22 protein-coding genes and 2 tRNA genes are annotated in these 20,582 nt (G+C 69.6%); 21 read left to right on the top strand and 3 right to left on the bottom strand.

Going from position 1 to position 20,582, the window contains the following annotated elements:
- Positions 1–4 precede the first annotated feature (4 nt).
- The 16 genes from AC07Y4_RS21345 (at position 5) to AC07Y4_RS21270 (ending at position 17,241) form a co-directional block, all read left to right on the top strand.
- Complete coding sequence (locus tag AC07Y4_RS21345; RefSeq protein ID WP_062475012.1) at positions 5–820, top strand: cyclase family protein; 816 nt, start codon at positions 5–7, stop codon at positions 818–820.
- Positions 817–1,551 carry an SDR family oxidoreductase gene (locus AC07Y4_RS21340; protein WP_495275006.1) on the top strand — a complete coding sequence of 245 codons (735 nt, stop codon included), beginning with the start codon at positions 817–819 and terminating at the stop codon, positions 1,549–1,551. The genes AC07Y4_RS21345 and AC07Y4_RS21340 overlap by 4 nt, the downstream gene beginning before the upstream one ends.
- Before the next feature lie 61 nt (positions 1,552–1,612).
- The gene (locus tag AC07Y4_RS21335; RefSeq protein WP_495275005.1) at positions 1,613–2,779 is read left to right on the top strand and encodes an ABC transporter substrate-binding protein; all 1,167 of its coding nucleotides are present in this window, start codon (positions 1,613–1,615) and stop codon (positions 2,777–2,779) included.
- Between the two features lie 37 nt (positions 2,780–2,816).
- Entirely contained in the window at positions 2,817–5,273 is a 2,457-nt protein-coding gene (locus AC07Y4_RS21330) for a penicillin acylase family protein (protein ID WP_495275004.1), read from the top strand.
- A 43-nt stretch (positions 5,274–5,316) separates the two neighbouring features.
- Entirely contained in the window at positions 5,317–6,459 is a 1,143-nt protein-coding gene (locus AC07Y4_RS21325) for an ABC transporter substrate-binding protein (protein WP_495275003.1), read from the top strand.
- 26 nt (positions 6,460–6,485) lie between these two features.
- Positions 6,486–7,805: an aromatic ring-hydroxylating dioxygenase subunit alpha gene (locus AC07Y4_RS21320; RefSeq protein ID WP_495275002.1), complete on the top strand. Its 1,320-nt coding sequence runs from the start codon at positions 6,486–6,488 to the stop codon at positions 7,803–7,805.
- Positions 7,802–8,266, top strand: a complete 465-nt coding sequence (locus AC07Y4_RS21315) for an aromatic-ring-hydroxylating dioxygenase subunit beta (RefSeq protein ID WP_495275001.1) — start codon at positions 7,802–7,804, stop codon at positions 8,264–8,266. The genes AC07Y4_RS21320 and AC07Y4_RS21315 overlap by 4 nt, the downstream gene beginning before the upstream one ends.
- Positions 8,267–8,305: 39 nt before the next feature.
- Positions 8,306–9,469: an ABC transporter substrate-binding protein gene (locus tag AC07Y4_RS21310; RefSeq protein WP_070062348.1), complete on the top strand. Its 1,164-nt coding sequence runs from the start codon at positions 8,306–8,308 to the stop codon at positions 9,467–9,469.
- A 55-nt stretch (positions 9,470–9,524) separates the two neighbouring features.
- Positions 9,525–10,580, top strand: a complete 1,056-nt coding sequence (locus tag AC07Y4_RS21305) for a branched-chain amino acid ABC transporter permease (protein ID WP_101489349.1) — start codon at positions 9,525–9,527, stop codon at positions 10,578–10,580.
- Positions 10,577–12,364, top strand: coding sequence for a branched-chain amino acid ABC transporter ATP-binding protein/permease (locus AC07Y4_RS21300; RefSeq protein WP_095746373.1), 1,788 nt, complete (start codon positions 10,577–10,579; stop codon positions 12,362–12,364). Before AC07Y4_RS21305 ends, AC07Y4_RS21300 begins: the two co-directional genes overlap by 4 nt.
- Entirely contained in the window at positions 12,361–13,092 is a 732-nt protein-coding gene (locus tag AC07Y4_RS21295) for an ABC transporter ATP-binding protein (protein ID WP_495275000.1), read from the top strand. Before AC07Y4_RS21300 ends, AC07Y4_RS21295 begins: the two co-directional genes overlap by 4 nt.
- The gene (locus tag AC07Y4_RS21290; RefSeq protein WP_495274999.1) at positions 13,082–14,671 is read left to right on the top strand and encodes an ATP-dependent acyl-CoA ligase; all 1,590 of its coding nucleotides are present in this window, start codon (positions 13,082–13,084) and stop codon (positions 14,669–14,671) included. Before AC07Y4_RS21295 ends, AC07Y4_RS21290 begins: the two co-directional genes overlap by 11 nt.
- A complete protein-coding gene (locus tag AC07Y4_RS21285) occupies positions 14,668–15,417 on the top strand; it encodes an SDR family NAD(P)-dependent oxidoreductase (protein ID WP_495274998.1) in 750 nt (249 codons plus the stop codon). Before AC07Y4_RS21290 ends, AC07Y4_RS21285 begins: the two co-directional genes overlap by 4 nt.
- A gap of 53 nt (positions 15,418–15,470) precedes the next feature.
- Positions 15,471–16,247, top strand: a complete 777-nt coding sequence (locus tag AC07Y4_RS21280; protein ID WP_070062353.1) for an SDR family NAD(P)-dependent oxidoreductase — start codon at positions 15,471–15,473, stop codon at positions 16,245–16,247.
- A complete protein-coding gene (locus AC07Y4_RS21275; protein WP_062473285.1) occupies positions 16,244–16,777 on the top strand; it encodes a MarR family winged helix-turn-helix transcriptional regulator in 534 nt (177 codons plus the stop codon). The genes AC07Y4_RS21280 and AC07Y4_RS21275 overlap by 4 nt, the downstream gene beginning before the upstream one ends.
- Positions 16,774–17,241, top strand: a complete 468-nt coding sequence (locus AC07Y4_RS21270; protein WP_495274997.1) for an acyl-CoA thioesterase — start codon at positions 16,774–16,776, stop codon at positions 17,239–17,241. The genes AC07Y4_RS21275 and AC07Y4_RS21270 overlap by 4 nt, the downstream gene beginning before the upstream one ends.
- Positions 17,242–17,247: 6 nt before the next feature.
- Here the strand turns inward: AC07Y4_RS21270 and AC07Y4_RS21265 are convergent, their stop codons facing one another.
- Positions 17,248–17,664 (bottom strand): hypothetical protein, encoded by a 417-nt coding sequence (locus AC07Y4_RS21265; RefSeq protein WP_139702007.1) that lies wholly within the window; start codon positions 17,662–17,664, stop codon positions 17,248–17,250.
- 3 nt (positions 17,665–17,667) lie between these two features.
- Complete coding sequence (locus tag AC07Y4_RS21260) at positions 17,668–17,997, bottom strand: hypothetical protein (protein ID WP_159273275.1); 330 nt, start codon at positions 17,995–17,997, stop codon at positions 17,668–17,670.
- Between the two features lie 284 nt (positions 17,998–18,281).
- On the opposite strand from AC07Y4_RS21260, the gene AC07Y4_RS21255 reads away from it, so the two are divergent.
- The 4 genes from AC07Y4_RS21255 (at position 18,282) to AC07Y4_RS21240 (ending at position 19,427) form a co-directional block, all read left to right on the top strand.
- A tRNA-Pro gene (locus AC07Y4_RS21255) sits at positions 18,282–18,358 on the top strand.
- 140 nt (positions 18,359–18,498) lie between these two features.
- The gene (locus AC07Y4_RS21250) at positions 18,499–18,711 is read left to right on the top strand and encodes a short-chain dehydrogenase (RefSeq protein WP_495274996.1); all 213 of its coding nucleotides are present in this window, start codon (positions 18,499–18,501) and stop codon (positions 18,709–18,711) included.
- A 35-nt stretch (positions 18,712–18,746) separates the two neighbouring features.
- A tRNA-His gene (locus AC07Y4_RS21245) sits at positions 18,747–18,820 on the top strand.
- A gap of 43 nt (positions 18,821–18,863) precedes the next feature.
- Positions 18,864–19,427: an HNH endonuclease gene (locus AC07Y4_RS21240; protein WP_495274995.1), complete on the top strand. Its 564-nt coding sequence runs from the start codon at positions 18,864–18,866 to the stop codon at positions 19,425–19,427.
- A 132-nt stretch (positions 19,428–19,559) separates the two neighbouring features.
- Here AC07Y4_RS21240 and AC07Y4_RS21235 read toward each other — a convergent pair whose 3' ends face one another.
- On the bottom strand, positions 19,560–19,736 hold the full coding sequence (locus AC07Y4_RS21235; protein WP_157627325.1) for a hypothetical protein: 177 nt from the start codon (positions 19,734–19,736) through the stop codon (positions 19,560–19,562).
- Positions 19,737–19,845: 109 nt separating this feature from the next.
- Here AC07Y4_RS21235 and AC07Y4_RS21230 point away from each other — a divergent pair, with 109 nt between their 5' ends.
- On the top strand, positions 19,846–20,259 hold the full coding sequence (locus AC07Y4_RS21230) for a hypothetical protein (RefSeq protein ID WP_495274994.1): 414 nt from the start codon (positions 19,846–19,848) through the stop codon (positions 20,257–20,259).
- The last annotated feature ends 323 nt before the right edge of the window (positions 20,260–20,582 follow it).

The raw sequence follows: 20,582 nt of genomic DNA, 5'->3' as shown, positions 1-20,582 counted from the left end.
CACGATGACCACGACCACCAACGAACTGATGTCCGCCGCCGAAGTCCTCGGCAGCCTCGTGACCGCCATGGCCAGCGGCCGCATCCGCGTGATCGACCTCACGCAGACGCTCACGCCCGAGTTCCCGCAGATCGCGCTGCCGCCCGAGATGGGCCAGTGCTGGCCCTTCCGCATCGAGGAAGTGTCGAAATACGACGAGCGCGGCCCGGGCTGGTACTGGAACAACTTCTCCTGCGGCGAGCACACCGGCACGCACTTCGATGCGCCGATCCACTGGATCTCGGGCCGCGACCTGCCGAACAACTCGGTCGACACCATCCCCGTGCAGCACTTCGTGGCACCGGCCTGCGTGATCGACTGCTCGCCGCAGGTGAAGGACGATCCCGACTACCTGCTGACGCTCGAGGACATCGAGGCCTACGAAGCCGCGCACGGCCGCATCCCGAAGGGCGCGTGGGTGCTCATGCGCACCGACTGGTCCAAGCGCACCGACCCCGAGGCGTACCAGAACTTCGACGAGACCGGCCAGCACACGCCCGGCCCGAGCACCGAGGCCGTGCGTTTCCTGGTCGAGCAACGCGACGTGCTGGGCTTCGGCTCCGAAGCCATCGGCACCGACGCGGGGCAGGGCTACCACCTGCGTCCGCCGTACCCCTGCCACTACTACATGCACGGCGCGGGCCGCTACGGCCTGCAGTGCCTGAGCAACCTCGACCTGCTGCCGGCATCGGGCGCGGTGCTGATCTGCCCGCCGCTGAAGATCGAGAAGGGCAGCGGCAGCCCGCTGCGCGTGCTTGCCCTGGTGGGAGCCACGGCATGAGCGCCGCCGCCCCCAGGGTCGCGGCCGTCACCGGCGGCAGCGCCGGCATCGGCAAGGCCATCTGCGAAGACCTGCTCGCGCAAGGCTACGAGGTGATCTCGCTCGCGCGCCGCAAGGCCGAGATCGACCACCCGAAGATGCACAGCCTCGAGGTCGACCTGGCCGACCGCGCCGCCACCGGCCAGGCCGTGCGCGAACTGGTCGAGCGCTTCGCACCGACCACGATCGTCCACAACGCCGGCGTCATCCGCGCCGCGCTGCTGCCCGACGTGAAGCTCGACGACCTCGATGCGCTGGTCGACCTGCACCTGGGCTGCGCCATCCAGCTCGTGCAGGGCGCGCTGCCCGCGATGCGTGCGCAGCGCTTCGGCCGCGTGGTGCTGCTGTCGTCGCGCGCCGCGCTGGGCCTGGCCACGCGCACCAGCTACTCGGCCACCAAGGCCGGCATGCTGGGCATGGCGCGCACCTGGGCGCTGGAGCTCGCGGCCGACGGCATCACGGTGAACGTGGTGGCGCCGGGCCCGATCCGCACCGACATGTTCTACGACGTGGTCGAGGCCGGCAGCGAGAGGGAGCGCGCGCTCGCGGCCTCGGTGCCCGTCAAGCGCCTGGGCGAATCGGCCGACGTGGCACGCGCCGTGCGTTTCTTCGCCGCGCCAGAGAACAGCTTCGTCACCGGCCAGGTGCTGTACGTGTGCGGCGGCACCAGCGTCGGCAGCCTCGCCCTCTAGTTTCATTTCAGCGTCCGTTTCGTTCCGTTCCGTTCAAAAACATCACCTCTGGAGCATCGCCATGAAAGTCCTGAACCGAATTCGCACCCTCGCGGCCGTCGCCGCGGGCCTCGGCGCGCTGAGCGCCGCCAGCGCGTGGGCCGCCGATCTCAAGGTCGGCTTCATCACCTCGCTGTCGGGGCCGGTGTCGTCGCTGGGCATTCCGTACGAAAAGGGCATGAAGGCCGCGCTCGCCTACAAGGCCGACCTGGGCGGCCGCAAAATCCAGCTGGTGCAGCTCGACGACGCGTCCGACCCGACCACGGCCGCGCGCAACGCACGCAAGATGATCGACGAGGACAAGGTCGACGTCATCATCGGCACGGCCGGCTCGCCCGGTGCGCTGGCCATTGCCGGCGTGGCGCGCGAAACCAAGACGCCGCTGATCTCCATCGCCAACGCCAACCTGCCGGGCGAGGAGGGCGCGTGGATGGTCACGCTGCCGCAGCCCGCGCCGCTCATGGTGAGCGCGGTGGTCGAGCGCATGAAGAAGTCGGGCGTGAAGACGGTGGGCTACATCGGCTTCTCCGACGCCTGGGGCGACCTGGTGTACGGCGCGCTGCAAAAGAGCGCCGAGCCGGCCGGCATCAAGATCGTGTCGAACGAGCGCTATGCGCGCGGCGACGCTTCGGTGACCGGGCAGGTGCTGAAGATCGTGGCGCTGCGCCCCGACGCGGTGATCACCGGCACCTCGGGCACGCCCGGCGCGCTGCCGTACCTCGCACTTTCGGAGCGCGGTTACAAGGGCCAGATCTACGGCATGCACGCGCTCATCAACCCCGACTTCGTGCGCGTGGGCGGTGCCTCGGTCGAAGGCCTGCTGGCCCCCACGGGCCCGGTGATCGTGGCCGAGCAGCTGCCCAACGACAACCCGATCCGCAAGGTGTCGATGGACTTCCGTGCGGCGTATCAAAAGGCCAACGGCGCGCCGCCGACCGACGCCTTCTCGGCCTACACCTTCGACGCCTGGCTGGTGTACCTGGACGCCGCCCAGCGCGCGCTGACCACCAAGGCCGAGCCGGGCACGCCGCAGTTCCGCCTGGCGCTGCGCGATGCCATCGTGAGCACGAAGGAGCTGGTGGGCACGCACTCGGTCTACAACTTCAAGCCGACCGAGCGCTACGGCTCGGACGACCGTTCGCGCGTCGTCGTGAAGCTCGAGAAGGGCCAGTGGAAGCTGGTGCCCTGAACGCCCTCGCGTCGATCCGATGAACGCCGCCCACCCCATGCACCCGCTTCTTCGCTCCCTGCGTCGCCGGCGCGCGGCCGGCACCGTGCTGTTCGCCGCCGCGCTGCTGGCCGGCTGCGCCGCGACCGCACCCGGCGGCAGCGGTGAAGTCACCATCAAGCGCGACCGCTACGGCGTGCCGCACGTCTACGCCAGCGACACGCGTGGCCTGTTCCACGGCTTCGGCTATGCCGTCGCCGAAGACCGGCTCTACCAGCTGGAGATGGCGCGGCGCTCGGGCAACGGCAGCGTGGCCGAGGTGCTGGGGGCCGAGTTCGTCGCGACCGACAAGGCCACGCGCTCCAACATCGATCCGGTGTCGATCCGCCGCCAGATCGATGCGCTGAACGCGGACGACCGCGCCATGTTCGAAGGCTACGCCGCGGGCGTCAACGCGCGCATCCGCGACGTGCTGGCCGACCGCGCGAAGTTGATGCCGCGCGAGTTCATCGACAACGGCTTCGAGCCGGCGCCCTGGACCGCCGACGACGTGGCCATGGTCTGGATCGGCCTGATCCTCAACCGCTTCTTCGCGGGCACGGCCGAGGTCGCGAACCTCTCGCTGCTCAACCAGCTCAAGGCCGCGCGCGGCGACGTGGCCGGCCTGCAGCTGTACGAGCAGCTGCGCTGGCTCGAAGACCCCACCGCGCCGACCATCGTGCCGCGCGGCAACGCGAACCGGCTGGCGAGCGCCGAGCCCGGCGACGCCGCGCTCGCGCCGGTCTCCGCGCAGGCCGCCGCCGACTTCCGCGCCACGCAGGTCGCCCGCATGGGCCTGGCCGCCACCGAAGGCATGCCCACCGCGAGCAACGCGTGGGTGCTCGGCCCCTCGCGCACCAAGGAAGGCGTGGCCGTCCTGTACAACGGTCCGCAGCAGGGCTTCAACAACCCGTCGTTCGTGCACGGCATCGGCCTGCACGGCGCGGGCTACGACCTCACGGGCCTCACGCCCATCGGCCTGCTGCCCGTGCTGTTCGGCACCAACGGCACCATCGCCTGGGGATCGACGGTGGGCTCGCTCGACACCAACGACATCTACCAGGAAGAACTGAACCCGGCCAACCGCCACGAATACAAGTACGACGGCGCTTACCGCCCGATGACCCGGCGCACCGACGTCATCCGCGTGAAGGGCGCCGCGCCGCAGAGCGTGGACATCTACGCCACGGTGCACGGCTTCGTGCAGAGCTGGGACGTGGACAACGCCCGCGCCTACACCGCGCACAGCACCTGGCAGGGCCGCGAGGTCGAGACCATGCTCGGCTGGGCGCGTGCCGCACGGGCGCGCGACTGGTCGGGCTTTCTTGCACAGGGCGAGCGCGTGGCCGCGTCCATCACCTGGTTCTACGCCGACGTGGCGGGCAACATCGGCGCCGTGGGCCTGGGCCGCATGCCGCGCCGCCCGGCCACGCAGGACATCCGCTTTCCCGCGCGCGGCGACGGCAGCATGGAGTGGCAGGGCAGCCTGCCGTTCAGCGCCAACCCGCGCGCCTACAACCCCGCGCAGGGCTACCTCGCGAGCTGGAACAACCAGATCGCCGAAGGCCTGCGCGCGGACGGCGCCAACTTCTCACATGTCGACCGCGTGGCCGAAATCCATGCGCAGCTGCAGGGCACGGCCAAGCTGGGCGCCGACGAGGTCTGGCGCGTGAGCCAGGGCGCGGCATTGGCCGACCTGAACGCGCGCTACTTCGTGCCCCTCATCGTCGACGCGGCCAAGGGCCTGCCGGTCGGCGACCCCGCGCGCCGCGCGGCCGACCTGCTCGCCAACTGGGACCTGAAGAACCGCGTCGCCCCGGGTGGCGAGGTGTACGACAACCGCGCCACCACCGTGCTGCGCGCCTGGCTGGGCGCGATGTCGCGGCGCCTGCTGGCCGACGACCTGCCGCCGGCCGTGTTCGCCACCTACGCCAACCTCGGCTACCCCACGCTCACGCCGCGCGGCTCGCCGGGCAGCGCCCAGCCCGCGGCCGTGGCCAAGCTGCTCTGGAACGCGCTGAGCGGCCCGGCCTCGGGCGTGCCGCAGCGCCACGACTTCTTCAACGGGCAGGACCCGCGCACGATGGTGCGCGCCGCGCTGACCGATGCGGTGGGCGAGCTGCGCACGCGCCTCGGGCCCGACATGGCCGCGTGGACCACGCCCGTGGTGCGGCATCGCTTCTCGCGCATCAACGCCATCGGCGTGCCGTGGGCCGGCGCGGGCGACGAGCCCGAGGTCAGCCCCTACATGAACCGCGGCACGCTCAACTACCGCGTCGTGCTGCGCCCGGGCGCGCTCGACATGTGCTCGGTCGCGGCGCCGGGGCAGAGCGGCTTCGTGAGCCCGGCCGGCGTGCGCGACCGCCACTACGCCGACCAGCTGGCGCTGTTCGAGCGCTTCGAATGCAAGCCGGAGCGGCTCACGCCCGCGCAGGTCGACGCTGACCTCGAATCGCGCCGCAGCTTGCGCTACTGACCCGTCCCTCGTCCCCATTCCAACCCCCGAAGAGGAAGCTCCCATGAAGAAAATCTCCCGCCTTGGCCTCGCGCTGCTGGCCGCCTTCACCGCCGTCGGTGCGGCGGCGGCAGACCTCAAGATCGGCTTCATCAGCTCGCTCTCGGGGCCGGTCGCGGCGCTGGGCGTGCCCTACGAGAAGGGCATCCGCGCGGCCATCGCCGAGCGGCCCGAGATCGGCGGGCGCAAGGTGCAGCTCATCGTGCTCGACGACGCGTCCGACCCGACCACCGCCGGGCGCAACGCGCGCAAGCTGGTGACGGAAGACAAGGTCGACGTGCTCATCGGCACCTCGGGCGTGCCGGGCGCGATGGCCATCGCCTCGGTGGCGCGCGAGCTCAACACGCCGCTGATCTCGCCCACGCCCGTGACCATCCCGGGCGCGGACGGCGCATGGACCGTCACCGTGTCGCAGCCGTTCCCGCTCATGGTGGCGGGCGTGGTCGAGCGCATGCAGAAGTCGGGCGTGAAGACGGTCGCCTTCATCGGCTTCTCGGACGCGCTGGGCGACCTGGCCTACGACTCGCTCGTGAAGAGCGCCGCCACCGCCGGCATCAAGGTGGTGGCCAACGAGCGCTATGCGCGCAGCGATTCGTCGGTGGCCGGGCAGATCCTGAAGATCGTCGCGGCGCGGCCCGACGCGGTGTTCGCCGGCAACTCGGGCACGCCGGGCGCGCTGCCTTACCTTGCACTGGCCGAACGCGGCTACAAGGGCAAGATCTACGGCACGCACGGCCTCATCAACGCCGACTTCGTGCGCGTGGGCGGCACGGCCATCGACGGCCTGCAGGTGCCCAGCGGCCCGGTGCTGGTGGCCGACCAGCTGCCCGACAGCAACCCCATCAAGAAGGTCGCGATGGGCTTTCGCGCTGCGTACCAGAAGGCGAACGGCGCGGTGCCCACCGATGCCTTCTCGTCGTACACCTACGACGCCTACCTGCTGCTGGCCGACGCGGCCTCGCGCACCAAGGGCGAGCCCGGCACGCCGCAGTACCGCACGGCGCTGCGCGATGCCATCGTGGGCACGAAGGAGCTGGTGGGCACGCACGGCATCTACACCTTCAAGCCCGACGACTGCTACGGCTCGGACCAGCGCGGCGTCGTGATCGTGCAGATGAACAAGGGCCAGTGGAAGCTCGTTCCCTGACCCCGGTCTAGCCAAAGCCCACCGCCATGACCGCCTACCGCAACCGCCCCGATCTCGTCGCGGCGCTGGTCCGCGACGACCGGGTGCACCGCGACCTGTACCTCAGCGACGAACTGTTCGCGCTGGAGCAGGAGCGCCTGTTCGCCCGCACCTGGGTCTTCCTGGGCCATGCCAGCCAGGTGCCGGCGGCGGGCGACTTCGTCACGCAGGAGATCGCGGGCCGCCCGCTGCTCATGGTGCGCCAGCCCGACGGCGCGGTGCATGTCATGTACAACCGCTGCGCCCACAAGGGCACGCAGCTGGTGACCGACGAGAGCGGCAACACCGGCCGCTTCTTTCGCTGCCCGTACCACGCGTGGACCTACAAGCTGGACGGCGCGCCGCTGGGCCTGCCGCTGAAGAACGGCTACGAGGGCACGCAGCTCAAGGCCTGCGAGTCGGGGCAGGGGCTGTCGGTGGTGAAGCACGTGAAGGTGTACCGCGACTTCGTGTTCGTGCGCCTGTCCGACACCGGCCCGTCGTTCGAGGACTACTTCGGCGAGGTGCTGGGCGCGCTCGACAACATGGTCGACCGCTCGCCCGAGGGCAAGCTCACCGTGGGTGGCGGCGTGCTGCGCAACATCGTCCATTGCAACTGGAAGATGTACCTGGAGAACATCAACGACACGGTGCACCCGATGTCGACGCACGAGTCGGCCACCAAGGCGGCCGAGGCGCTGTGGGAAGGGCATGCGCCCACCGACCCCAAGCCGATGGCGATGGAGCAGATATTGCCCTTCGGCTCGGGCTACGAGTTCTTCGACCAGATGGGCGGGCGCGTGTTCGCCAACGGCCACAGCGTGCTGGGCGTGAACTTCAGCATCCACTCCAACTACGCGCAGCTGCCCGAGTACGAGGCCGCGATGCAGGCCGCGCACGGCGTAGAGCGTGCCGCCGACATCCTGCAGCGCTCGCCGCAGAACTCGGTGCTGTACCCCAGCCTGTCGGTCAAGGGCTCGCCGCAGGCCATCCGCGTGATCCGTCCGCTGGCGGCCGACCGCACGCTCATCGAGGCCTGGAGCTTCCGCGCGGCCGGTGCGCCCGCGCTGCTGTTCGAGCGCGCCATGAGCTACAACCGGCTCGTGTTCTCGCCCATGTCGGTGGTGGCGCACGACGACGTGCACCTGTTCGAGAGCATCCAGAAGGGCCTGCGTGCCGGCGGTAACGAGTGGATCAGCCTGCACCGCAACCACGACCCGGCCGAGACGCAGCAGGCCACGGTGACCACCAACGGCACCAACGAGCTGCTCATGCGCAACCAGTTCCGCGCCTGGGCCCGGGCCATGACGCCGGAGGTGGCGGCATGAACGACCCGCGCGACTTCATCGCCCACGAGGCGGCCCTGCTCGACGCGCGCCGCTTCGACGACTGGCTGTCCCTGTTCGCCGACGACGGCCACTACTGGGTGCCGCTGCTCGGCGCGGCACAGGCCGATCCGTTCTCGCACAACTCGCTGGCCTACGAAGACCGGCTGCTGCTGCAACTGCGCGTGGAGCGGCTGAAGAACCCGCGCGCGCATTCGCAGCACCCGGCCAGCCACAGCCAGCATGTGCTGCAGCCCTCGCGCATCGAGGAAGAGGGCGCCGACGACGTGCGCCTGCGCACGCCATTTCTCTACATCGAGGCGCGCGGCGACGACCAGCTGCTGCTGAGCGGTACCGCCCGCCACCACCTCGTCCGCACACCCACGGGCTGGTCCATCCGCGAGAAGCGCATCGACCTGCTCAACCCCACGCGCGCCTTGCCCGCGATCCAGTTGTTCATCTGAGTTTCCGTTCCTTCCATCCTTCCTCACTGGAGCTACGACATGAAGAACCTGATGCAGACCTTGACGCGCGGTGCCCTCGCCGCGGCGCTGACCGCCTGTGGTGTGGCGAGCGCACTGGCGGCCGACCTCAAGGTCGGACTCAGCGTGTCGCTGTCGGGGCCCAACTCCTCGCTGGGCGTGCCGTACGCCAAGGGCATGCAGGCCGCGCTGGCCTACAAGGGCGAGGTCAACGGCCGCAAGATCCAGCTCGTGGTGCTCGACGACGGCTCCGACCCGACCACGGCCGGGCGCAACGCGCGCAAGCTCATCGAGGACGAAAAAGTCGACGTGCTCATGGGCACCTCGGGCGTGCCGTCGGCCATCGCGATGGCACAGGTGGGCAAGGAGGCGAAGACGCCGATGATCGGCCTCACGCCCATCCTGCTCGACCCCAACGAGAACCCGTGGGTCATGACGGTGGCGCAGCCCACGCAGCTCATGATCGACGCGGTGGTCGAGCGCATGAAGCGCAACAACGTCAAGACCGTGGGCTACATCGGCTTTTCCGACGCCTGGGGCGACCTGGTCTACGAGGCCCTCATGAAGGCCGCACCGGGCGCCGGCATCAAGGTGGTGAGCAACGAGCGCTACGCGCGCGCCGACGCCTCGGTGACCGGCCAGGTGCTGAAGATCGTGGCGCTGCGTCCCGACGCGGTGATGACCGGCGGCGCCGGCACGCCGGGCGCGCTGCCGTTCCTGGCGCTGCAGGAGCGCGGCTTCAAGGGCGGCGTGTACGGCCAGCACGGCCTGATCAACCCCGACTTCGTGCGCGTGGTCGGCGCGGCCGGCCAGAACGCGCTCATGCCCACGGGCCCGGTGATCGTCGCCGAGCAGCTGCCGGCCGACTACCCGACCAAGAAGATCGCGACCGACTTCCGCGCCGTGTTCCAGAAGGTCAACAACGCACCCACCAGCGACGCCTTCTCGGCCTACTCGTTCGACGGCTGGCTGGTGTTCGCCGACGCCGCTTCGCGTGCCATGAAGAAGGCCGAGCCGGGCACGCCCGAGTTCCGCGTGGCGCTGCGCGACGCCATCTTCAGCACGAAGGAAGTGGTCGGCACGCACGGCGTCTACACCTTCAAGCCCGGCAGCCTGTACGGCGTGGACGAGCGCGCGCGCGTGATCGTCAAGCTCGACAACGGCCAATGGAAGCTCGCCCCTTGAATCTCCTGTTTCCCTTCACGACAACGACAACGATGACTCCGACTGAGGTTTTTCTATGAACTGGGACGTGGCATTGATCCTCGTCACCGACGGCCTGGCCAACGGTGCCGTCTATCTGCTGGCCGGGCTCGGGCTGGTGCTGATCTTCTCGGTCACGCGGGTGGTGTTCGTGCCGTTCGGCGACATCGCGGCCTTTGCCGCGCTGTCGCTGGCGGCTTTCGAAACCGGCCGCGTGCCGCCGACCATCGGCATGGTCGCGGTGCTGGCCGCGCTGGCGCTGGCCACCGAAGTCGGCAGCCTGCTGCGGCGCGGCGAGACCGCGCGCATTCCGAAGGCGGTGCTCATGTGGGGCGTGCTGCCCGCCATTCCGTGCGTGCTCGCCTGGCTGGCGGCGCGGCCCGGCGTGCCGGTGGCCGTGCACATCGCGGTGGCCGTGCTGCTGGTGGTGCCCATCGCGCCGTTGCTGGCACGCGTGGTGTTCCAGCCGATCGCCGATGCCTCGGTGCTGGTGCTGCTGATCGTGTCGCTGGCGCTGCACTTTCTGCTCTCGGGCCTGGGCCTGCTGTTCTTCGGGCCCGAGGGCTCGCGCACCACGCCGCTCACGAGCGCGGTGTTCACGCTGGGCGACGGCTTCACGGTCAGCGGCCAGGTGGTGCTGATGGTGGGGGCGGCCGTGGTGCTGAGCGGGCTGTTCTTCCTGGTGTTCGAGCGCACCGTGGCCGGCAAGGCGCTGCGCGCCACGGCCGTGAACCGCGTGGGCGCGCGGCTGGTCGGCATCCGGCCGGTGCGCACGGCGCTGCTGGCCTACGGCTGCGCCTCGCTGCTGGCGGGGCTCATCGGCGTGCTGATCGCGCCGGTGACCACCATGTACTACGACTCGGGTTTCATCATCGGCCTGAAGGCCTTCGTGGCCGCGATCATCGGCGGGCTCGTGAGCTACCCGATGACGGCCATCGGCGCGCTGGCGGTCGGCGTGGTTGAGAGCTTCGCGTCGTTCTGGAGCGGCGCGCTGAAAGACGTGATCGTGTTCAGCCTGCTGATCCCGGTGCTCATGCTGCGCTCCTTCATGGCGGCCCATTCGGAAGAGGAAGAAGACGAGGTGGACCAATGAACGGCAACACGAAACGCATGGCGTGGATCGCGGGCGTGATCGTCGTGCTGGCCCTGGTGCCGGCCGTGGCGGGCAGCTTCACGGTCTCGCTGCTCAACGACATCGGCATCGGCGCACTGGTGGCGCTGGGCCTCGTGCTGCTCACCGGCGTGGGCGGCGCCACCTCGTTCGGGCAGGCGGCCTTCGTGGGCATCGCGGCCTACGCCACGGCGTGGCTCACGACCGCGCAGGGCCTGTCGCCGTGGCTGGGGCTCCTGTTCGCGCTGCTGCTCACGGGCCTGTCGGCGCTGGCCATCGGCATGCTCACGCTGCGCCTGGGCGGGCACTTTTTGCCGCTGAGCACCATCGCCTGGGGGCTGTCGATCGCGATGCTGTTCGGCAACGTCGATGCGCTCGGTCGCCACACGGGCCTGTCGAACATTCCGGCGTTGCAGATCGGCGGCTGGTCGCTGGCCGATCCGCGCGCGATGTACTACCTGATCTGGGTCGTGGTCGGGCTGGCCTGCCTGTTCAGCCACAACCTGCTGCAGTCGCGCCCCGGCCGCGCGATTCGCGGGCTGCGCGGCGGCGCCACGCTGCTGGCCAGCGTGGGGGCGGATGCGTACCGCGTGCGGCTGTCGCTGTTCGTCACGGCCGCGCTGTTCGCGGGGCTGGCGGGCTGGCTCTATGCGCACATGAACCGCTTCGTGAGCCCGTCGCCCTTCGACGTGCGCGCCAGCATCGAGTACCTGCTGATGGCCGTGGCCGGCGGGCTCGGGCAGCTGGCGGGCGCGCTGGTGGGCGCGGCGCTGGTGCTGGTGCTGAAGAACGGCCTGCAGGACGTGCTGCCGATGCTCACGCAGCGCGCGGGCCAGCTGGAGGCCGTGGCCTTCGCGGCGCTGTTCATCCTGCTGCTGCACTTTGCGCGCGGCGGCGTGATGGGCCTGCTGCGGCGCTGGACGCGCCGGCGCGCCGCGCCGCAGGGCGCCTCGCGCTACACCGGTGCGCCGGTCGAGCCGCTGCCGCACCGGCAGCTGCCGGCGCGCGGCACGCAGGTGCTGTCGGTCAACGGCGCCGTGAAGCGCTTCGGCGGGCTGGTGGCGGTGAACGACGTGAGCTTCGACGTCAAGGCGGGCGAGATCATCGGCCTCATCGGGCCCAACGGCGCGGGCAAGTCGACCATGTTCAACCTGCTGACCTGCACGCTGCCGATGAGCGCGGGCCAGGTGCGCTTTCTCGAGCACGACATCGCCGGCATGCCGCAGCGCGCGGTGGCGCGGCTCGGACTGGCGCGCACCTTCCAGCACGTGAAGCTGCGCCCGCACATGAGCCTGCTGGACAACGTGGCGCTGGGCGCGCACTCGCGCACGCGCTCGGGCATCCTGAAGGCGGGCCTGCGGCTGGACCGCACGGAAGAAAGCCAGATCCTGCAGGAGGCGCAGCGCCAGCTCGACCGCATCGGCCTGGGCGACCGCGCGCACGAGCTCGCGGGCAGCCTGCCGCTGGGCACGCAGCGCATCCTGGAGATTGCGCGCGCGCTGGCCGCCGACCCCGTGCTCCTGGTGCTCGATGAGCCCGCGGCCGGCCTGCGCCGCAAGGAAAAGATGGCACTCGGTGACCTGCTGCGCAAGCTGCGCGAGGAGGGCGTGACCATCCTGATCGTCGAACACGACATGGACTTCGTGATGAAACTGGTGGACCGTTTGGTGGTGATGAACTTCGGCTCCAAGCTCGTGGAGGGCGTGCCATCGGCGGTGCGCGCGGACGAGCGTGTGCAGGCCGCATACCTCGGGAGCGTCGTATGACCGCGATGCTGGAGATCGGTGATCTGCACGTGTCGTACGGGCAGGTCGAGGCCGTGCGCGGCGTGTCGCTCGACGTGCAGCGGGGCCAGATCATCTCGGTGATCGGCCCCAACGGCGCGGGCAAGACCACGCTGCTGGCCGCGGCCATGGGCCTGCTGCCGTGCAAGGGCAGGCTGCGCTTCGAAGGCGAAGACCTGCAGGGGCTCGATGTGGAGTCGCGCGTGGAGCGCGGCCTGTGCCTCGTGCCCGAGCGGCGCGAGCTGTTCGGCGAGCTCACCGTGCTCGACAACCTGCAGCTCGGCGCCTACGCCAAGCGGCTGCGCGGCGACGCAATGAAGCGGCAGCTGCAGTCGGTGTACGACCGCTTCCCGCGGCTGGCCGAGCGCCGCGCGCAACGCGCCGACACGCTCTCGGGCGGCGAGCGGCAGATGCTGGCCGTGGGCCGAGCGCTCATGTCGGCGCCGCGCCTGCTGATGCTCGACGAGCCCAGCCTGGGCCTGGCGCCGCTGATCGTGCGCGACATCCTCACCATCGTGCGCAAGCTGCGCGACGACGGCGTGTCGATCCTGCTGGTGGAGCAGAACGCACGCGCCGCGCTCGAAAGCTCGGACGAAGGCTATGTGCTGGAGACCGGCGAGATCGCGCTGTCGGGTGCTTCCGGTGACCTCGCGAGCGACCCGCGCGTGCAGGCCACCTATCTCGGCGGAGGCACGCACGATGACGAGTGACCCGCGCGCGGTGCCGCCGGCGCAGCGCACGCTGCCCGCCATGCTGCAGCGGCAGGCGACGCTGTTCGGCAACCGCCCGCTGCTGCGCATCGCGGGCCGGCAGTGGACGCACGCCGATGCGGCCGATGCGGCGGCCACGCGCGCCGGCGCGCTCGCACAGCACGGCGTGGCGTGCGGCGACCGCATCGCCGTCATGTGCGGCAACCGCATCGAGTTCCTCGACACCTTCCTCGGCGCGGGCTGGCTCGGCGCCTCGGTCGTGCCGGTCAACACCGCGTCGATGGGGCCGCAGATCGAGTACTTCCTCGCGAACAGCGAGGCGAAGCTGCTGGTGATCGAGGCAGGCTTTCTCGATCGGTTGGCGACGGCCGACCTGGCCCGCACGGCGCTGCGCGAGGTGTGGGTGGTGGGTGAGGCCGAAACGCCATGGACGCCGCCCGCCGGCGTGCGCGTGTCGGCCTACCCGCCGGGCGCGCAGGCCCTGCCGCCCGCGCCGGTGCAGCCGGGCGACCCGCTCGCCATCCTCTACACCTCGGGCACCACGGGCCCGGCCAAGGGCGTCATCTGCCCGCAGGCGCAGTACTTCTGGTGGGGCGTGAACAGCGCCGAGGTGCTCGGTGTCGGCCGCGACGACGTGCTGTGCACCACGCTGCCGCTGTTTCACATCAACGCGCTCAACACCTTCGCGCAGGCCGCGCTCACCGGGGCCGAGGTGGTGTTCGAGTCGCGCTTCTCCGCCTCGGGCTTCTGGCCCGCGATGCGCGCCAACGGCGCGACGGTGGTCTACCTGCTCGGCGCGATGGTGCCCATCCTGCTGGCCCAGCCCGAAGGCGAGGGCGAGCGCAACCACCGCGTGCGCACCGGCCTCGGGCCCGGCGTGCCCGCGGCCGCGGGGCGGGCCTTCAAGGCGCGCACGGGTGTGGCGCTGCTCGAAGGCTACGGCTCGACCGAGACCAACTTCGCCATCGCCACCGCGCCCGATTCGCCGCGCGGCGGCGTCATGGGCTGGCTGCGCCCCGGCTTCCAGGCCTGCGTGGCCGACGAAGACGACGTGCCGCTGCCGCCCGGCGAGGCCGGCGAACTGCTGCTGCGTGCGGACGAGCCCTATGCCTTTGCCAGCGGTTACTTCCACATGCCCGAGAAGACCGTCGAGGCCTGGCGCAACCTGTGGTTCCACACCGGCGATCGCGTGGTGCGCGATGCCGACGGCGCGTTCCGCTTTGTCGACCGCATCAAGGACGCGATCCGCCGGCGCGGCGAGAACATCTCGTCCTTCGAGGTCGAGCAGGTGCTGCTGAGCCACCCCGGCGTGGCCTCGTGCGCGGTGTACCCCGTGCGCTCCGAGCTGGCCGAAGACGAGGTGATGGCCGCGCTGGTGGCGCGCGATGGCGTCGTCATCGACCCGGCCGAGCTGGCGCGTTTCTGCGAAGGTCGGCTGCCGTACTTCGCGGTGCCGCGCTACATCGACCTCTTGCCCGACCTGCCGCGCACCGAGAACGGCAAGGTGCAGAAGTTCAAGCTGCGCGAGCGCGGCGTGGGGCCGCAGACCTGGGACGGTCGGCCCGCCAAAGCCGGATGACACACGCCACCGCGCTTCCGCTGGCAGGGCGCGTGGCCTTCGTCACCGGCGCGGGGCAGGGGCTGGGCGCGGCCATCGCGCGCGGGCTGGCGCAGGCCGGTGCGCGCGTGGCGGTGGCCGATATCGATCAAGCCAATGCCCAGGCCGTTGCCGCCGAGGTGAACGGCCTCGCACTGCCGCTCGATGTGCGCGATGAGCAGGCCTTCAGCGACCGCTTCGCGCAGGCCGTGGCGCACTTCGGCGCCGTCGACATCCTGGTCAACAACGCGGCGCGCACGCCGACCACCTCGCTGTGGGACATCACGCCCGCCGAGTGGGACGACGTGCTTGCCATCAACCTGCGCGGCAGCTTCTTCGGCTGCCGCATCGCCGGAAGGCACATGCGCGAACGCGGCGCGGGCCGCATCGTCAACCTGGCCTCGCTGGCCGGGCAGCAGGTCAGCAGCGCCACCGGCGTGCACTACGCGGCCAGCAAGGCCGGCCTGCTGGCGCTGACGCGTGCCTTTGCGCAGGAACTGGCGCCGCACGGCGTGACCGTGAACGCGCTGGCCCCCGCCGCCATCGACAGCCCCGCGCTCGCTGCGTTGGCACCCGAGCGGCAGCAGGCGCTGAAGGACGGCATCCCGCTGGGCCGCTTCGGCCTGGCCGACGAGGTGGCCGCCGCCGTCGTCTACCTGGCCTCGCCGGCCGCCGCCTTCATGACCGGGGCGACGCTGGACCTCAACGGCGGCCGTTTCATGCGGTAGCACCCTGCTGGTGCGCAAATGGCTAAAATGATTCAGAACTAAACCATTCAGGTATGCACACAAATTCGCTCACTGGCCGTCATGCCCTCGTCACCGGCGCCGCTCGCGGCATCGGCGCAGAGATCGCCCGCACCCTCGCTGCCCAGGGCGCTGTGCTGACTTTGCTGGGCCGCGATGCGCAGGCCCTGCAGCGCGTGGCCGAGACCCTGGCCGGCAGCGGCCACGGCGTGGTGGCGGCAGACGTGGCCGACCCGCAGGCCGTGCAGTCGGCCTTTGCGCAGGCGCGGGCCGAGCGCGGGGCGGTGACCGTGCTGGTCAACAACGCGGGCGCCGCCGAGAGCGCGCCGTTCCTGAAGACCTCGGTCGAGCTGTGGCAGCGCATGCTGTCGGTCAACCTCACCGGCAGCTTCCTGTGCGCACAGGCCGCGCTGCCCGACATGCTCGACGCCGGCTGGGGCCGCATCGTCAACATCGCCAGCACGGCGGGCCAGAAGGGCTACGCCTACGTGTCGGCCTACACCGCCGCCAAGCACGGCGTGATCGGCCTCACGCGCGCGCTGGCACTCGAGGTGGCGCGCAAGGGTATCACCGTGAACGCCGTGTGCCCGGGCTACACCGACACCGACATCCTGCGCAACAGCGTCGCCAACGTGGTCGGCAAGACCGGCCGCAGCGAAGCCGATGCACTGGCCGAGTTCTCCAGCGTGAACCCGCAAAAGCGCATCGTGCAGCCGGCCGAAGTGGCCGACGCCGTGCGCTGGCTGTGCGGCGAGGGCGCCGCGTCGGTCACGGGCCAGTCGATCTCCGTTTCCGGAGGAGAAGTCACATGAGTCGCAACGATGCCTCCCACGCCGTGCTGAGCGACGCCGAAGAACTCGGCCACGAAGCCCGCGCCGGCCATGAAGACCACGCCATGCTCAAGCTGTGGCTGCGCATGCTCGCGAGCACCACGCAGATCGAGGCCGAGATCCGGCGCCGGCTGCGCGAGCGCTTCGGCATCTCGCTGGCGCGCTTCGACTACATGGCGCAGCTGTACCGCTACGAAGACGGCCTGAAGATGCGCGTGCTCTCGCGCTACCTCATGGTGACTGGCGGCAACGTCACCGGCCTGACCGACGAGCTCGAGCGCGAAGGCATGGTGGCGCGCGCGCCCAGCCCCGACGACCGCCGCGCCTGGATCGTGAGCCTCACGCCCGAAGGCCGCAACGCCTTCGAAGCCATGGCCACCGAGCACGAGCAATGGATCCTCGAGATGTTCTCGGGCCTGGACATGAAGACCGTCAAGCAGATGCACAACCAGCTCGGGCTGCTGCGCGTGCACGTGATGCGCGGCGACGGCGCGGTCGAGGACCGCGCATGAGCGGCGAGGGCGGTGGTGTGGAGTTCCAGCGCCCGCGCCTGATCCGCTTTTCCGACTGCGACCCGGCAGGCATCGTCTTCTATCCGCAGTACTTCGTGATGCTCAACGGCTTGGTCGAAGACTGGGTGAGCGAGGGGCTCGGCGTGGGCTACCACGCACTGATCGGCGAGCGCCGCGTCGGCCTGCCGACCGTGAAGCTCGACGCCGACTTCCGCGCCGTGAGCCGCATGGGCGACCGCGTGATGCTCGGCCTCTCGGTGGCACAACTGGGTTCGCGCTCGATCACGCTCGCGTTGCGCTGTTTCGAGCCCACCACGGGCGAAGTGCGCATGCAGGTGCGGCAGGTGCTGGTGACGACCTCGCTCGACACCCACCGCGCCATCGCCGTGCCGGACGACATGCGCGCGGCCATCCTGCGCGATGCGCCGGCGCTGGCTGCTGCCGAGCCCGCTGGCAAGGCCTGAGCAAGGCTAGGGCGCCGGCGCAGGGCCGTCCGCAGGCTCGAGCGCCTTCTTCTCCTGCGCGTGCTTCTTCAGCCAGCCGCTGAGTTCCCGCTTTCCCTTCGCATTGGCCTGGCGCCACGCCTCACGCGCGGCGGCCACGAAGCGCTCTTCCGCCGCATCGGGCGGTGCTTCTGAAGGCGCGGTGTTGTCTTCGTCGAGCCAGCCGGCGGCCACGTCGCAGTGCCGTTCGATCTGCCGTGCGAGCTTGTCGCCGATGGGCCGCGCACTCTTGATCTGGCTCCACATGCTCGGAGAGATTTCGAGCTTGCGTGCGAACGCCTGGTCGAGCCCCTTGGCGGGCAGGCCCGCCGCGACGGCGTCCTCGAGAAAGCGGCGATGCAGCACAAGCGCATTGCGGCGGCGCGCGACGGTGGTATGGGGCACTGTTCAAAAACAACAACAAGACAAGAAAAGATTGTCCCGGTTGTTGACGTCGCCGTAAACACTCTTTACAGTTGCCTCCAATTCACGGCACCAGCCGTCCCTTTTTTCCAACCCCTTACAGCCGACAGCGGCAATTTTTGACCAGGAACCATCGTGAACACCGCACTGATCCTCACCAGCCATCGACCCGCCTCGGGCCGACCGCTCGTGCGCGTCGGGTTCTGCCATGGTTTCGACATGCCGTCGCCCCTGTCGTTGTCTTCGCACCTGAACACCGCGTACGCCGCCAAAGCCGCAGCCCGTCTGCGCGTGGGTGGTCAGTTCGAGGCTCATCAGGTGCCCCCGGGTGGAGGTCGCGCGTAGGCGCGCATCTCTCAAGCTCTCTCGCAAAGAGGCCCGGACACCGCAAGGTTCCGGGCCTTTTTGTTTTTGCCGCTTTTCATTTCGGGTGTGCCTTCACCCCACCGCCAGAAATTGCCGCGTCGACGGTCTGGCGGGATGTGCATGAGTTGATCACTCCTGTGCAGCGACGTTCGACGGGGCCGCGCCCAGCGCGCGGCCTGTCGCGTGAGGACACAACCGAAATGGAAGCGCGGCAGGCTTTGTTTGTTTTTCTTCCGTGTGTGGCGCAGCCTGGTAGCGCATCTGGTTTGGGACCAGAGGGTCGCAGGTTCAACTCCTGCCACACGGACCACACCCGAGCGGGACCGGGCCATGCCAACGCGTGGCCCGCCCGCGGAAACCGGCCGCAAAGATAGGGCGGCGCCGGAACCCGTCACCGGACATTTTTCAAGTCATTACTTTCTTTTTTCGTTACCCACCAAGGAGGCCCTCATGCGCAAGCGCAACTCACCGATCCGGATGATCGCCGTGCACCCGGCACCGCTGCCGCGCAGGCACATGGTGTGGTCGCTGGCCCAGCGCTTCGGCGTGGGGCTCGGGCCGCGCTACGTGGCCGATCGCGCGTCGGCATTGCCGGACGGCAGCGAGGCGCCACTCGACAGCCTCGACCTCGACCAGCGCGTGCGCGCGTCGGGCGAGTGGTAGCAGCTCAGCACTGCTCGTCTTCTGTTTCTTCAATGGTGCGTGTAGCTCAATGGCAGAGCCGCGGGTTGTGGTCCCGCTGACAACGGTTCGATTCCGTTCGTGCACCCCATCCGTTCACCACAAGCCATCGCCGCGAAGGGAGGCGATTCGTCATGCATTCACACGTCCTGCAACTCGATATTCAGGGCGCGCCGCAAGCCTGGATCTCGCTGGAGCAGGCGGTGTTGCACTACGCCACCGGCAACGTGGCCTGGGAAGACGGCGCGCTGCCGCTGGCCACGCTGCGCGGCGGCTTCAACGTGGCGCGCGGTGTGCAGTCGCGCATCGACGTCGCGCCCATCATCGCGCTGCGCGGCGCGTCGAAGATCAACCTCTTCGACGTCGTGCCCGGCGTGACCAAGGCCAAGCTGCTGCGCCGCGACCGCCACACCTGCGCCTACTGCGCACAGGTGTTCGCCGACCGCGACCTGCAGTGCGAACACGTCATGCCCGAGTCGCGCGGCGGCCCGTGGAGCTGGACCAACCTCGTGAGCGCCTGCGCCGTCTGCAACAACCGCAAGGCAGCGCGCACGCCTGAAGAAGCCGGCATGCCGCTGGTCTACCTGCCGTACGTGCCGAGCCGCTTCGAGAACTTCCTGCTCGAAGGCCGCAACATCCGTGCGGACGTGCACGAGTGGCTGGCCAAACGCCTGCCGCGCGGCTCGCGGCTGCAGTAGCGCCACGCGCACAAAGAGAAAAGCCCGCTTCCGTTCGATCAACGGACAGCGGGCTTTGCCTTGTGCGGCTCGCGGTGTGCGAGCGATGCGTATGTGAGTGAATGAAGGCGCGAGTGGCTTGCTTGTTTGTGTTCAGCGCCCCGCGCCGAAGAAGCTGTAAGCCACTGCGGTGGCTGCTGCCAGGCCGCCGAGCAAGATGAAGAGCACCTTCGTCGTACGGCGAGGGCCGCGCCGTGAACGGACCCAATGCTCCGGCCCGATCAGATCGATCGGAACCGTGGGTTTGCCTATGTCGGATGCCTTTTCCATGCCAAGAAATATAGCGCAGGCGCCAAGGCAAGAAGTTACAACGGCTTTTTGGCCCCATCGCACCGTGGCCGCTTGCCGACACCAGACAGAAACGTGTGAAATATTCCTCATGAACCAACAAATCATTCTCGAGAGCCTGGTCCGCGCCCTGGAGAGCTGGGTCCGCAACGCCTCCGCGGCCGAGCTGTGGCGCGTGCACCGCGAGGGCGGCCTGGGCGCATCGATCCGCACCGAAGGCGAGAGCGTCGTGCACGTGCGCATCGCGCTCGACGGCCCGCCCGATGCGCTGTCGAGCTTCGGCAAGACCGACGGCCGCCTGCCCATGACCGAAGCGTTCAGAGGCGCCAACGGCGAAGCAGGGTGGGGCACCCCGCCACCGCAAGGCAGCGCCGAGCGCGAGCAGTGGTTTCTGTCGAGCGACGTGGCGCAAGAGCAGGCGCGGCAGTACCTGCTGGCGGAGGTGGTGGCGCGGCGGGATGCGTTGGTGCAGAGGGTGGAGGCGTGGGCTGCGGGGGCTGGTTGAGGCCGGTGCGCGATTCGCACGGTGATCGTCTTCGCGCGCGCCACTACAAGTCGACGCGAGTCCTCATTTGTTCACCGTGAGAGGCTTCCGCTGACGCGCTTCTCTCCCTACATTTGAACGACCGCCGCGCCTCACGGCGGGACACCGATGCACACCGCAGCGATGTCGATGTGAGGCACAAAAGGCGACGGCCAGGGTGCGCTAACACCCTGACCGTCTGACCAAGTGACGTGCAAAACTTTGGAATGGGCTGCTGCCGGTTTCAAAGACACCTTGTTAAGGTGTGAAATGAAACCGGAGGTGGTTCATGGGAACGAGAAGGC

The organism is Variovorax sp. GW460-12-1-14-LB1 (genome assembly GCF_059423605.1).
The sequence above is the reverse complement of the archived record's forward strand: the minus strand, read 5'-3'. Positions and strand labels throughout refer to the sequence as shown.

What these genes read in the sequence shown, in the direction of transcription:
- AC07Y4_RS21345 (WP_062475012.1), top strand. Translation starts at nt 5, where the DNA reads ATGACCACGACCACCAACGAACTGATGTCCGCCGCCGAAGTCCTCGGC.
- AC07Y4_RS21340 (WP_495275006.1), top strand. Translation starts at nt 817, where the DNA reads ATGAGCGCCGCCGCCCCCAGGGTCGCGGCCGTCACCGGCGGCAGCGCC.
- AC07Y4_RS21335 (WP_495275005.1), top strand. Translation starts at nt 1,613, where the DNA reads ATGAAAGTCCTGAACCGAATTCGCACCCTCGCGGCCGTCGCCGCGGGC.
- AC07Y4_RS21330 (WP_495275004.1), top strand. Translation starts at nt 2,817, where the DNA reads ATGCACCCGCTTCTTCGCTCCCTGCGTCGCCGGCGCGCGGCCGGCACC.
- AC07Y4_RS21325 (WP_495275003.1), top strand. Translation starts at nt 5,317, where the DNA reads ATGAAGAAAATCTCCCGCCTTGGCCTCGCGCTGCTGGCCGCCTTCACC.
- AC07Y4_RS21320 (WP_495275002.1), top strand. Translation starts at nt 6,486, where the DNA reads ATGACCGCCTACCGCAACCGCCCCGATCTCGTCGCGGCGCTGGTCCGC.
- AC07Y4_RS21315 (WP_495275001.1), top strand. Translation starts at nt 7,802, where the DNA reads ATGAACGACCCGCGCGACTTCATCGCCCACGAGGCGGCCCTGCTCGAC.
- AC07Y4_RS21310 (WP_070062348.1), top strand. Translation starts at nt 8,306, where the DNA reads ATGAAGAACCTGATGCAGACCTTGACGCGCGGTGCCCTCGCCGCGGCG.
- AC07Y4_RS21305 (WP_101489349.1), top strand. Translation starts at nt 9,525, where the DNA reads ATGAACTGGGACGTGGCATTGATCCTCGTCACCGACGGCCTGGCCAAC.
- AC07Y4_RS21300 (WP_095746373.1), top strand. Translation starts at nt 10,577, where the DNA reads ATGAACGGCAACACGAAACGCATGGCGTGGATCGCGGGCGTGATCGTC.
- AC07Y4_RS21295 (WP_495275000.1), top strand. Translation starts at nt 12,361, where the DNA reads ATGACCGCGATGCTGGAGATCGGTGATCTGCACGTGTCGTACGGGCAG.
- AC07Y4_RS21290 (WP_495274999.1), top strand. Translation starts at nt 13,082, where the DNA reads ATGACGAGTGACCCGCGCGCGGTGCCGCCGGCGCAGCGCACGCTGCCC.
- AC07Y4_RS21285 (WP_495274998.1), top strand. Translation starts at nt 14,668, where the DNA reads ATGACACACGCCACCGCGCTTCCGCTGGCAGGGCGCGTGGCCTTCGTC.
- AC07Y4_RS21280 (WP_070062353.1), top strand. Translation starts at nt 15,471, where the DNA reads ATGCACACAAATTCGCTCACTGGCCGTCATGCCCTCGTCACCGGCGCC.
- AC07Y4_RS21275 (WP_062473285.1), top strand. Translation starts at nt 16,244, where the DNA reads ATGAGTCGCAACGATGCCTCCCACGCCGTGCTGAGCGACGCCGAAGAA.
- AC07Y4_RS21270 (WP_495274997.1), top strand. Translation starts at nt 16,774, where the DNA reads ATGAGCGGCGAGGGCGGTGGTGTGGAGTTCCAGCGCCCGCGCCTGATC.
- AC07Y4_RS21260 (WP_159273275.1), bottom strand. Translation starts at nt 17,997, where the DNA reads ATGAGCCTCGAACTGACCACCCACGCGCAGACGGGCTGCGGCTTTGGC.
- AC07Y4_RS21250 (WP_495274996.1), top strand. Translation starts at nt 18,499, where the DNA reads ATGCGCAAGCGCAACTCACCGATCCGGATGATCGCCGTGCACCCGGCA.
- AC07Y4_RS21240 (WP_495274995.1), top strand. Translation starts at nt 18,864, where the DNA reads ATGCATTCACACGTCCTGCAACTCGATATTCAGGGCGCGCCGCAAGCC.
- AC07Y4_RS21235 (WP_157627325.1), bottom strand. Translation starts at nt 19,736, where the DNA reads ATGGAAAAGGCATCCGACATAGGCAAACCCACGGTTCCGATCGATCTG.
- AC07Y4_RS21230 (WP_495274994.1), top strand. Translation starts at nt 19,846, where the DNA reads ATGAACCAACAAATCATTCTCGAGAGCCTGGTCCGCGCCCTGGAGAGC.